The sequence below is a fragment of the Allobosea sp. 01N443 genome (assembly GCF_056399325.1).
In genome coordinates this window covers 1-10,764 of record NZ_JBFTRC010000193.1, presented here as the reverse complement: position 1 = coordinate 10,764, position 10,764 = coordinate 1, and the positions used below count along the sequence as shown (strand labels likewise).

The following is a 10,764-nucleotide window of genomic DNA, read 5'->3' as shown; positions in this document are numbered from 1 at the left end:
GCCTCCGTGCCCGAGGTCGCATCCTCGTTGGGGTCGAATTCGCCACCGATCAGGAAGACGCGGGCGCCCGGCAGCCGGCTGGCCAGCCGCGCATTCTCGAGCGACGTGGTATGCACGACCAGCCGCTTCCGGTCCGACCGCGCCAGCGCGCGCACCACGGCCTCGGTCGTGGTGCCGGAATCGAGCAGAATGGTCATGCCGTCGCCCAGCATGGAGGCGGCGAGCATGGCGATCAGGTCCTTGCCCGTGCGGTTCACGGTCCGGCGGCTGGCGAAGGAGGCTTCCGAACGCTCGGCCCGGATCGCTCCGCCATGAACGACAGCGAGCAGCCCCTCGGCCGACAAGGCCTTGAGGTCGCGCCGGATCGTCTCGCGGGAGACGTCGAGCGACAGGGCCAGTTCCTCGACGCTGATCGATTCCTGTCGTTCGAGACTGTCGAGGATGATGCGATGCCGTCGCGCAGCGATGTCGCGGGTCATGGAAACGGAGCCAAAAATCCTGGTCGGCGGAAGAAGCCGTCCCAATCTGCCACATGTCGTCGATTCGCGCTTGGCAATCGAACGGGGATGGCCGGGTTCCACTGTGGCCCGGCCGGACACGCTGAATCACRATCCGGCTGATGTGGAGAGTGGCCGCCAAGGCAGAAGACACCGCGCGGATGCCATAGCTTTGCAGAATGGCTTAGGCAGAAAAACGACTTTGACGAATAATCGACTCCCCTCCAAAGTTCGCTGACACGGTGCAAGCTCAGGTATGGATCGATTTTGGAACCGCTGATCACGAACGGGCATGCGCCAAGGGCGTGTTCTTCCCGATGGGCCGGGCCGCTAAGCCTCATGCATTTTCCGGGCACCATCGGAGCGATTCAAGACGTGGCCTTGCTCTCGCGACCGGGGCGCGGACCGCTGTTTTCCACCAGGTCGCAGCCTTCGACCGAGATCGATCCATCGCCATGACGGGCTTCGTCCTCAGGCGCCTGCTGTTCGCCATCCCGACGTTGCTGGTCATGTTGACGGCGATCTTCGTCCTCGTCCGGATGGTTCCCGGCGATGCCGCGCAGGTCGTTCTCGGCGACCAGGCCAGTGCGGCCTCGCTCGCCGCGCTCCGGGCGAAGCTCGGTCTCGACCAGCCGGTCTACGTCCAATACGTCTCGTTCCTGCTTAACGTCGCCCGCGGCGATCTCGGCCAGTCGTTGAGCAGCGGTCGCAGCGTCATCGAGGAAGTCAGGCAGGTGCTGCCGTCGACGATCGAGCTGACGGCAGCCGCGATCGTGATCGGCCTCCTCTTCGGCCTGCCTCTGGGCGTGGCGGCGGCACTGAGCCGCAACGGCTGGCTCGACTACGTCTCACGCGTCGTCTCGCTGATCGGCCTGTCCTTTCCCGCCTTCGTCTCCGGCATCCTGATGCTGATCGTATTCGCGATCCAGCTCGGCTGGTTCCCCGTGCTCGGCGGTTCCGGCGGCCGTCAGAGCTTCGCCGAGCACCTGCGGGGCCTGGCGCTGCCGGCGCTCAATCTCGGGTTGATCATGACCGCCTATGTCATGCGGGTGACGCGCGCTGCGATGCTGGGTGTCCTCACCGAGGATTACATCCGCACCGCCCGCGCCAAAGGAGTCGGCCCGGTCCGGCTCGTCGCCCGGCACGCGCTGCGCAACAGCCTGATCCCGATCATCACCGTGGTCGGTCTCTATTTCGGCACCCTGATCGGCAATTCGGTCCTGACCGAGATCATCTTCAACCGCCCCGGGCTGGGGAAGCTGATCCTCGGCGCTCTCCACTCGCGCGACTACACGCTGCTTCAGGGGCTGATGATCATCTTCGCCATCTGCGTCATCGCCGTGAACACGCTGACGGACCTGGCCTATGGCCTCGTCGATCCCAGGGTGAAATACTCATGAGCGCCGCTGCGGCTCCTTCCCTGGAAAGCAGGCCCGGCCGCCTGTGGCTGGCGCTCTCGCAGAACAGGCTGGCCTGGATCGGGCTCGCCCTGCTGGCGCTGATCGTCCTGGTCGCGCTGCTCGCCCCCTGGCTCGCGCCCTACGACCCGCTCGAACAGAACATCGCCGCCCGCCTCGAACCGCCCTCCGCCGAATACTGGCTCGGCACCGACAGCTTTGGCCGCGATGTCCTGTCCCGCCTGATCTACGGGGCAAGGGTCTCGCTCTTCGTCGGCTTCGCCGCGATCCTGGTCGCCATGCTGGTCGGGACGACGATCGGCGTGATTTCCGGCTATATCGGCGGCCTGTTCGATCAGATCGTGATGGGCGTGCTCGATGTCATGCTCGCCTTCCCGACCCTGCTGCTTGGCCTGATGATCGCCGCCATGCTGGGCGCCAGCCTGGAAAACCTGATCATCGCGATCGCGGTCACCGAGATCGCGCCCTTTGCCCGGGTCGCGCGGGCTCCGACCATCTCGCTGCGCGAGCGCGATTTCGTCGAGGCCTGCCGCTCCTATGGCTGCGGACCGGTCCGGATCATGACGCGCCATATCCTGCCGAACATGATGTCGGACGTGGTCGTGATGAGCTCGCTCTGGCTGGCGTCGGCGATCCGCACGGAGGCGTCCCTCAGCTTCATCGGGCTCGGCGTTCCCCCGCCCACCGCGACCTGGGGCAGCATGATCCGCGAGGGCTTCGAGAACATCCTCGACGCCTGGTGGCTCGCGGTGTTTCCGAGCCTGGCCATCCTGGTGACCGTGCTGGCGCTCAATCTGCTCGGCGACGCCCTGCGCGATGCCTCCGACCCACGGACCCAGTCCCGATGACCGAAGCCGCCACGCAGAAGAACCGCGCCCGGCGACCGGCGGCACCCATTGCAAGACCTAGGAGGACGACAGGAATGAAAGCCCGGATCATGGCCGTGACGCTGGCGACGGCCGCAGCCTTCTCGGTCGCGCCCTTGCAGGCCCCCGCTCAGGCCGCCGTGCTGCGCATCAGCCCCAACGGCACGGACATCGCGACGCTGGACCCGCACCGCGCCGTGTCGACGACGGATCAGTCCGTCGTCGCATGGATCTTCAACGGCCTGGTCCGCTTCAAGCCCGGCAGTGCGGACTCCGCCGATCTCGAACCCGACCTTGCCGAGCGCTGGGAGGCCTCGGACGACAAGACGGCCTGGACGTTCCACTTGCGCCGCAACGTCAAGTTCCATGGCGACTGGGGCGAGCTGACGGCCGACGACGTGGCCTTCTCGCTGAAACGCGCCGCCAGCCGCGACACCTCCACCTTCGCGGCAAGCCTCGCCAATATGGTCGGCGTCGAGGCCCTCGATAGCCATACAGTGAAGGTCACGCTGCGCGAGCCGGACGCGTCTTTCCTCAATCTGGTCAGCAATTATCGCGGCGGATACATCGTCAGCCGCAAGGCGGTCGAGGCGCTGGGCAACCGCTTCGCCACCAGCCCCGTCGGCACCGGGCCGTTCAGCTTCGTCGAGCACATCACGCAGCAGCGCGTGAAGCTCGCCGCCAACACGGCCTATTTCCGCGGCCAGCCGAAGATCGACGGCATCGACTACCGCTTCATCCCGTCCGACAGCAGCCGCGAACTGGCCTATTCCTCGGGCGAGCTCGACATCTTCTACGCCAAGCGCGAGCAGAAATGGGTCGATCAGGCCCGCCGTCGCGGCAATGTCGTCGTCGACATCTTCCGGCCTGGCGAATACCGCACACTCCACATCAACCGCACGGTCGCGCCGCTGGACGACCTTCGCGTGCGGCAGGCACTCGCCCATGCCATCGACACGGCCCAGATCGAGCGCTTCGTCGGCGTCGATGTCGGCCCGCGCGGCTGCTCGGTCGTGCCGGACGGCTATCTCGGCTCGGATTGCTCCTATGGTGCCTACACGTTCGATCCGGCCAAGGCGGCCGCCCTGCTGAAGGAAGCGGGACATCCCAACGGCGTCACGATCCGGGCGACCACCTCCAACATCTCGGCCCATCTGCCGGCCATGGAGATCATCCAGGCCCAGTTGGCCAAGGTCGGCATCAAGCTTGAGCTCAACGTGGTCGACCATCCGACCTATCACGACCAGACCCGCAAGAATGCGAGCGCCCTGGTCTTTTACGGCGCGGCCCGCTTCCCGGTGGCCGATACCTATCTGTCGGAGTTCTACGCCTCGAAATCGGCGGTGGGCAAACCGACTGCGGTGGCCAATTTCTCCCATTGCGCGGTCGCCGATGCCGAGATCGACTCCGCGAGGCACGAGCCCGATCAGGCGAAGCAGATCGCCCTCTGGCATGAGGCGCAGCGCAAGATCCACGAGGATGTCTGCTCGGTGCCGATCAACGACATCCTCCAGGTCTGGGGGCGCAGCAGCAAGGTCGACTATGGCTATCCGCTCAAGGGCGCCTTGAACCTGTCGCTGCCGATCACCGAGGTCACGACCCTGGCAGAACGTTGAAGACCTCGCCCATCATGGCCGCGATCGCCTCCTGCGCAACGCGAAGGAAGGTCTCCACGAAGATCTTGTTTCGCGCCTCGCGTGGGTAACAGAGCCAAAGGTCGGTCTCGATCTCGAAGGAAAGGCGCCGGATCTCCACGCGGTCACGGACCGCGTGGGCGAACACCGGATCGAGGATCGAGATCCCCAGCCCCGAGGCGACGAACTCGCAGATCGTGCCGGTCAGGTTCGCATCGGCAACGATACGGGGCTGGACGCGGTGCTCGGCCAGCCTGGCTTCGATCTGCACCCTCGTCTTGTTCTCCGACGCCAGGGCGATGAACGGAGTCCCCGTGATATCCTGAGGAGTGACGACATGCTTGCTGGCGAGGCTATGGCCGCGCGGCATGATGCAGACGAGCGAATGCGTCGTCAGCGGAACCGCATTCAGATACGGGTTCTCCATCGGCGCGCTGACGATGCCGACATCGATCTGCCGTCTGACGAGCCAGTCGATCACGACCTGCGAGCTGCGGCCCAGGATCGACACATAGGCGTCCGGATGCTTCGCGAGGAACCGGCTGGTGGCCTGCTGCGTCAGGTGGCCCGTCAAGGCCGGAAGCACGCCGACGGACAATTGGCCGATGTCTTCGCGCTGGATGGAATCGATGGCGCGCTCGATCTGCCGCAAGCCTGCGAAGGTCCTGTCGACCTCCTCGTAGAGGCGGATGCCCCTCTCCGAAGGGACCAGGCGCCCGCGCAGGCGCTCGAACAACTGCAGGCCCGCATCCTCTTCGAGATGGGAGATGAGCTTGCTGACGGAGGGCTGCGAGATGCCGAGGACATTGGCGGCCGCCGTCACCGATCCCGTCTCCACGACGGCCTTGAAGGCCTCGATTTGCCTGAGCTGCAGGGGCCGCTTCATCGCCTCGCCTCGTTGCCTTCCAGCGCTCCGTCCGGAGCGGGCCGGCGCGAATCCCTGCCGCCAGAAGAATGGGTTTCGGCTCTGAAGGTCAACGCCGAGGCTGGTTTCCACGCGGCTTGGGATCGCGCTGCCGATCTTCCATGCCCATCCGCGCCCGGCACAGGCATGGGCCGGGCCGTCTCGTTTCATTCGATCACATTGGAATAATCAGATGCGTGTCGCCATCATCGGCTCGGGCGGAATCGGGCGCGGCTATGCCGCCTACCTGTCGACCCATGGCCACCACCCCGTGCTCTGGTCGCCGAGCGGGGCGGCCCAGGCCGAATTCGCAGGGGCGGCGCTGCTGTCCGTGACGGGTAAGATCGAAGGGGAGTTTCCGCTCGCCGTGGCACGGAGCTGCGCCGAGGCCGTGGCCGGCGCGGATGCGGTGATCATCGCCGTGCAGGCCAACGGTTTCCGCAAGGTGTGCGATGCACTCGCGGCGCATCTGCGAGAAGGTCAGGCCGTCATCTTCAGCGCCCATTGCTCGTTTGCGGCGCTCTATCTGCATCGCCTGCTGGAGCAGCGCGGATTGGAGCTTCCGATCGCCGCCTGGGCGACCACGGCCCTGACCGCCCGGAAGAGCGGCCCCCGCAGCGTGCATGTCTCCGGCATCCGCAAGCGGCTGGACGTCGCCACCCTGCCCGTTCGGCATAGCGCAGCCGGACTGGCACTCTGCGAAGCACTGTTCGGGCATCGCTTCCAGCCGCGCGAGGACCTGCTGGCGATCATGCTCAGCAACCTCAATCCGCCCGCGCATATGGCCAACATGCTCGGCAATTTGACGCGGGCGGAACGCGGCGAGGACTGGCCGAATTACGGCTCGATCACCTCCGGGGTCGGGCGCATCATCGAGGCTCTCGACACTGAAAGGCTGGCCCTGGCCAACGCCTTCGGCCTCAGCGTGCGCAGCGTGCAGGAGCATTATGCGCTGTCCTTTGGCGTCGAGCCCGGCCCTGTCGGAGACATGGCTGCAGCGGTCTATCGCCTGCGGCCGGAGCTGGCCGGGCCCAAGACGCTCGATACGCGCTTCATCACCGAGGATGTGCCGTTCGGCCTGGTTCCCCTCGAATTCCTCGGTGCGATCTGCGGACTGCCCCTGCCGGTCCATCAAGCCGGGATTGCCCTGTTCGACGCAATCGCCGCTCGTGATTTCCGGGCCGAGAACGACCTCCTGCCGGCGCTCGGTCTCGCGGCGCTGAGCCCTGCAGAGCTGCACCATGAGCTTCGGAATGGCTAATTGTCCCGCCGGCATTCAAGACGTCCGCACCCGGTAAATTTCGGCAGCAGACAATACTGATGTCTGCCGCCGCCCCTGACTTGATTGGCCATTCTGCGAGTCGTCGCTTTTGAAATCGCCTTCAGTGCGATGCCCGTCTCGGCGAGCAACTTGAGCTTCTCAAGCTCCTCACGTGTCCAGGGTTCCGATTTTGGAAACCATCATTACCCCTCGGAATGACCCACCGAATTTGGCACGGCCTGATCAAAAGCTTCGAGCGCCACCGGTAGAGCTTGGATCACGATATTACCGACGGCGGGCATCCCTGCGAGAATCGCGCTGATCACCTCTTCTCTGCTCGCGCCGAACGCTTTCGCTTCGGCGACGTGGAAAGCAAGTCCGCTCTCCAAACGAACGGCTGCGAGAATGCCGATATAGACCAAGGCGGCCGTCTTCCGATCGAGCTGCGATGCCGCGCCGAGTTTTTGCACAGCCTCGAGCCACACGCTCTGATGCACCGGCGCTTCCTGGAGGAAGGTCTTGAAAGCGTTGCTGATCAGCATTGTATCGGTCACTCGCACTTGTCGTTCCGGGCCACTCCCGAAATACGCCATCTATAACTGCTGGTGCGGGATTCGCCCAAGAATTGCCGCAACCATCAGCGGCAATTAGCAATCCCCGCGCGGCTGTCGGCCGATATCGGCGGGGGCATGACGCGCGACGTCCTTCTCGCTGAGATTCCACAGGTATTGCGATCGAATCTATATGCCATTGCGGCACTCGCCGGCGCGTCCATCGTCGTCATCGGTGATCAAATTGGTTTTTCCCATGGCGCCTCGGCCCTGGCCGGAGCGGCTTTATGTCTCGGGCTTCGCTCCATGGCGATGAGACATGGTTGGCGGTTGCCGATTGCCACCTCTCCGCGCGAGGGCGCGCGACAATAGATGCTTCTGGAGATGAGAGAGGGTCGTGAACTTGCTGATGCCGAGAACTTAGCGTTTTAAAAAATAATATCGCCGTATAGAAGAATATTTTTGGATGACCTTTGCAATAGAAAGCGCCGCAGATCGACATCACGAGAGCATCGTCTCGTCAAATATCATTTGACGGGACGGATATGACTTACTCACGTCCGATATCGTCTCCCTTGACTTCCCCACGGCGACATTCCACGTAGGTGATATGCGGATCGACGTCCTCACTCTTCACTTCGAGCGGGAGTGCCCCATCACAGGGTACTGACCCCGACCCGGCTGCGTCGCGGCCCGGTCCGGGCAGAGGCTGGCATTCCCGCGTACCGCGGGTTGCGCAGGTCACACAGAGCGGCAACCCATTCAGACATTCCTCTCATGACTGCCTGCAACTCGCTGGTGGCAAACATGATTTGCGCATTGAAACGACCAGTCACTGTGCTTCCGGCCAGCGATTATGTGCGGCTGCAAGAGCTGGCGCATTTGCTCGGCGAGCAAATTCATCCGCTCGCGTCCGCGCTTTTGCGCAAGCTGGACCGCGCCGCGTGGCGTGAGGCGGACGATATGCCGGAGCAAACGGTCCTGCTGGATGGTTTCGTCACCTATCGTGTCGGGAGCACGGGGCAGCCCGAACGCCGACGCTTGATCAATCCCGCAGACGGAATGTGGCCGCCCGCTGAGTTATCGGTGATCACGCCTCTGGGCATCACAGTGCTTGGGCTTTCGGTGGGCGATCGGGCCCCGATGATCGGGGCCGACGTTCGCGCACCGCCATGGGTCGACGTCTTGGCGGTCGACCCTGTGACGACGTCGGGGATCGTCCGAGGGCTGGCCCCCTCGAATGCGCGCACGATCCACTCGTCGTTGGCGGATCAGCCTCGATGGCCTAAGAACGGACGACGCCTCCCAGGCAAAGGAGAATGATGGAACTTTCCCCGCTACTGCTGATCCTCATTCTGCCTTTCGTAGCCAGCCTGGCGGTGGTCCTGTCCCCGGGGGCCTCCCGCGAACCGGTGACCTGGATCACCGGTCTCACCTTGCTGGCCTGCCTCATCATGACCTTGTCGCTCTACCCATCCGTGAGCGGCGGAGATGCCCTCCGGCATCAGATCGACTGGATCCCGTCTCTCGGACTGAACTTCACGCTGAGGATGGATGGCTTCGCCTGGATCTTCGCGGCTCTCGTCAGCGGTATCGGCCTCCTGGTCGTCATGTACGCCCGGTATTACATGTCCGCCGACGATCCGGTCCGGCGCTTCTATCTGTTCTTTCTGGCATTCACGGGCTCGATGCTGGGCGTGGTCCTTTCGGGCAACCTGGTGCTTCTGGTCGTGTTCTGGGAACTGACCAGCATCTTTTCCTTCCTGCTGATCGGCTACTGGCAGCAGAGCCAGGCAGCGCGCGACGGCGCCCGCATGGCCATGACGGTCACGGGCATGGGGGGCCTCGCTCTGCTGGGTGGCGTGCTGATCGTCGGTCATATCGTCGGCAGCTACGACCTCGACGACGTCCTCCGATCGGGCGACCTCATCCGTTCGCACACTCTATATGTCCCGGCGCTCCTGCTGATCCTCCTCGGCACGCTGACGAAAAGCGCGCAGTTTCCCTTTCATTTCTGGCTGCCCAACGCCATGGCGGCGCCGACGCCCGTATCGGCGTTCCTGCATTCGGCCACCATGGTCAAGGCCGGGGTCTTCCTCATGGCGCGGCTGTGGCCGGTGCTCTCCGGTACGCCGGAATGGTTCATGATCCTGGGCATCGCGGGAATGACGTCGTTCGTGCTCGGCGCTTACCTCGCCATGTTCCAGAACGACCTGAAGGGACTTCTCGCCTACTCCACGATCAGCCATCTGGGCCTGATCACGCTGCTGCTCAGCCTCGGCAGCCCGCTCGCCGCCGGCGCGGCCATCTTCCACATGCTCAACCACGCGACGTTCAAGGCATCGCTGTTCATGGCGGCCGGCATCATCGACCACGAGACCGGCACGCGCGATATGAGGCGGATCTCCGGACTGTTCCGGTACATGCCGATCACCGGCACGCTGGCCATGGTGGCCTGCGCCGCCATGGCTGGCGTACCGCTGCTGAACGGCTTCCTGTCGAAGGAGATGTTCTTCGCCGAAGCCGTGGAGACCCACGCCGATTCCTGGCTGGACACCGCCGCCCCCTACGCCGCCGTGCTCGGCAGCGCCCTGGCTGTGACCTATTCCCTACGGCTGATCCATTCGATCTTCCTGGGAGCGCCGCCCGAGAGCTTTCCCCGCGAACCCCACGAGCCGCCGTTCTGGATGCGGTTCCCGGTCATGTTCCTGGTCGTCGCCTGCCTCGTCGTCGGGATCTTCCCGGCCTACACCATCGGCCCGTTCCTGCATGTCGCGGTGTCGTCCGTGCTCGGCGGCGCCGCGCCGGAATACAGCCTGGCTCTGTGGCACGGCTTCAATCTTCCCCTGGCGATGAGCATCGTCGCGCTGGTTGCTGGCGTGCTTTTGTATCGCGTCGCCGGCGCTTACCTCGAACGTTGCGAGCGTCCCCCGCTTTTTGGTCGGATTCAGGGACAGCGCATCTTCGAGCGGGTCATGGTCGCGATTTCGTGGCGATGGGCGCATCTGTTCGAGGGCGCATTCGGCACCAATCGTCTTCAGCCCCAGATGCGCCTGCTGGTGGCGGTGGCTGTCGCCGCAGGGACCGTCCCGCTGCTCGCTTCGGGCCTCTCCTTCGGTCCTTCCGGCAATGGGACGACGGATTTCGCCTTCACCGGCCTTTGGTCCGTCGGCATGATCTGCGCCGTCGCAGCCGCCTATCAGGCCAAGTTCCATCGGCTGGCGGCCCTTGCCCTGCTCGGCGGGACAGGGCTCGTGACCTGCCTGACCTTCGTCTGGCTTTCTGCGCCGGACCTTGCGGCCACCCAGCTCGTCGTCGAGATCGTGACCACGGTGCTCATCCTGCTCGGTCTGCGGTGGCTGCCCAAGCGCTCGCAGGACGTGCCCGAACCGAGGGGCTGGCAACCGCGCCTGCGCCGCTTCCGGGACCTTGCCATCGCCGTCGTCGCAGGCCTGGGCATGACGGCGATCTCCTACGCGGTGATGACGCGGACGCCGCCGGACTCGATCGCGAAATTCTTCGTCGAGAAGGCCTATAGCGAAGGCGGCGGCCTGAATGTCGTCAACGTCATTCTCGTCGATTTCCGCGGCTTCGACACGCTTGGCGAGATCACGGTCCTCGCCGTCGTGGCAC

Annotated in this window: 10 protein-coding genes; 7 read left to right on the top strand and 3 right to left on the bottom strand. The window is 64.5% G+C overall.

Annotated features, from left to right (window positions below; translation table 11 throughout):
• Nucleotides 1–479, bottom strand: a 479-nt coding sequence (locus AC1DRP_RS30375; RefSeq protein ID WP_476770430.1) for a DeoR/GlpR family DNA-binding transcription regulator, incomplete at its 3' end; no start/stop codon positions are given.
• A 473-nt stretch (nucleotides 480–952) separates the two neighbouring features.
• Here AC1DRP_RS30375 and AC1DRP_RS30370 point away from each other — a divergent pair.
• The 3 genes from AC1DRP_RS30370 (at nucleotide 953) to AC1DRP_RS30360 (ending at nucleotide 4,397) form a co-directional block, all read left to right on the top strand.
• Nucleotides 953–1,897: an ABC transporter permease gene (locus tag AC1DRP_RS30370; protein WP_476770429.1), complete on the top strand. Its 945-nt coding sequence runs from the start codon at nucleotides 953–955 to the stop codon at nucleotides 1,895–1,897.
• Nucleotides 1,894–2,763 carry an ABC transporter permease gene (locus AC1DRP_RS30365; RefSeq protein ID WP_476770428.1) on the top strand — a complete coding sequence of 290 codons (870 nt, stop codon included), beginning with the start codon at nucleotides 1,894–1,896 and terminating at the stop codon, nucleotides 2,761–2,763. The genes AC1DRP_RS30370 and AC1DRP_RS30365 overlap by 4 nt, the downstream gene beginning before the upstream one ends.
• Before the next feature lie 74 nt (nucleotides 2,764–2,837).
• A complete protein-coding gene (locus AC1DRP_RS30360; protein WP_476770427.1) occupies nucleotides 2,838–4,397 on the top strand; it encodes an ABC transporter substrate-binding protein in 1,560 nt (519 codons plus the stop codon).
• On the opposite strand, the gene AC1DRP_RS30355 is transcribed toward AC1DRP_RS30360, so the two are convergent.
• Nucleotides 4,375–5,301, bottom strand: a complete 927-nt coding sequence (locus AC1DRP_RS30355) for a LysR substrate-binding domain-containing protein (RefSeq protein WP_476770426.1) — start codon at nucleotides 5,299–5,301, stop codon at nucleotides 4,375–4,377. The two genes, AC1DRP_RS30360 and AC1DRP_RS30355, sit on opposite strands and share 23 nt — an antisense overlap.
• Before the next feature lie 211 nt (nucleotides 5,302–5,512).
• On the opposite strand from AC1DRP_RS30355, the gene AC1DRP_RS30350 reads away from it, so the two are divergent.
• Nucleotides 5,513–6,580: an NAD/NADP octopine/nopaline dehydrogenase family protein gene (locus tag AC1DRP_RS30350; protein ID WP_476770425.1), complete on the top strand. Its 1,068-nt coding sequence runs from the start codon at nucleotides 5,513–5,515 to the stop codon at nucleotides 6,578–6,580.
• A 203-nt stretch (nucleotides 6,581–6,783) separates the two neighbouring features.
• On the opposite strand, the gene AC1DRP_RS30345 is transcribed toward AC1DRP_RS30350, so the two are convergent.
• Nucleotides 6,784–7,122 carry a carboxymuconolactone decarboxylase family protein gene (locus AC1DRP_RS30345; RefSeq protein WP_441507394.1) on the bottom strand — a complete coding sequence of 113 codons (339 nt, stop codon included), beginning with the start codon at nucleotides 7,120–7,122 and terminating at the stop codon, nucleotides 6,784–6,786.
• Between the two features lie 147 nt (nucleotides 7,123–7,269).
• Between AC1DRP_RS30345 and AC1DRP_RS30340 the strand changes: the two genes are divergently transcribed.
• The 3 genes from AC1DRP_RS30340 to AC1DRP_RS30330 form a co-directional block, all read left to right on the top strand.
• Nucleotides 7,270–7,503, top strand: a complete 234-nt coding sequence (locus AC1DRP_RS30340; RefSeq protein WP_476770424.1) for a TRIC cation channel family protein — start codon at nucleotides 7,270–7,272, stop codon at nucleotides 7,501–7,503.
• A 405-nt stretch (nucleotides 7,504–7,908) separates the two neighbouring features.
• Nucleotides 7,909–8,454, top strand: coding sequence for a GreA/GreB family elongation factor (locus tag AC1DRP_RS30335; RefSeq protein ID WP_476770423.1), 546 nt, complete (start codon nucleotides 7,909–7,911; stop codon nucleotides 8,452–8,454).
• A partial coding sequence (locus tag AC1DRP_RS30330; protein WP_476770422.1) for a monovalent cation/H+ antiporter subunit A occupies nucleotides 8,454–10,764 on the top strand: 2,311 nt, incomplete at its 3' end. The genes AC1DRP_RS30335 and AC1DRP_RS30330, both read left to right, overlap by 1 nt.

Bases quoted from the DNA above. Each gene is read 5' to 3' on its own strand.
- AC1DRP_RS30360 (WP_476770427.1), top strand. From the start codon at position 2,838: ATGAAAGCCCGGATCATGGCCGTGACGCTGGCGACGGCCGCAGCCTTC.
- AC1DRP_RS30365 (WP_476770428.1), top strand. From the start codon at position 1,894: ATGAGCGCCGCTGCGGCTCCTTCCCTGGAAAGCAGGCCCGGCCGCCTG.
- AC1DRP_RS30370 (WP_476770429.1), top strand. From the start codon at position 953: ATGACGGGCTTCGTCCTCAGGCGCCTGCTGTTCGCCATCCCGACGTTG.
- AC1DRP_RS30340 (WP_476770424.1), top strand. From the start codon at position 7,270: ATGACGCGCGACGTCCTTCTCGCTGAGATTCCACAGGTATTGCGATCG.
- AC1DRP_RS30350 (WP_476770425.1), top strand. From the start codon at position 5,513: ATGCGTGTCGCCATCATCGGCTCGGGCGGAATCGGGCGCGGCTATGCC.
- AC1DRP_RS30345 (WP_441507394.1), bottom strand. From the start codon at position 7,122: ATGCTGATCAGCAACGCTTTCAAGACCTTCCTCCAGGAAGCGCCGGTG.
- AC1DRP_RS30355 (WP_476770426.1), bottom strand. From the start codon at position 5,301: ATGAAGCGGCCCCTGCAGCTCAGGCAAATCGAGGCCTTCAAGGCCGTC.
- AC1DRP_RS30335 (WP_476770423.1), top strand. From the start codon at position 7,909: ATGACTGCCTGCAACTCGCTGGTGGCAAACATGATTTGCGCATTGAAA.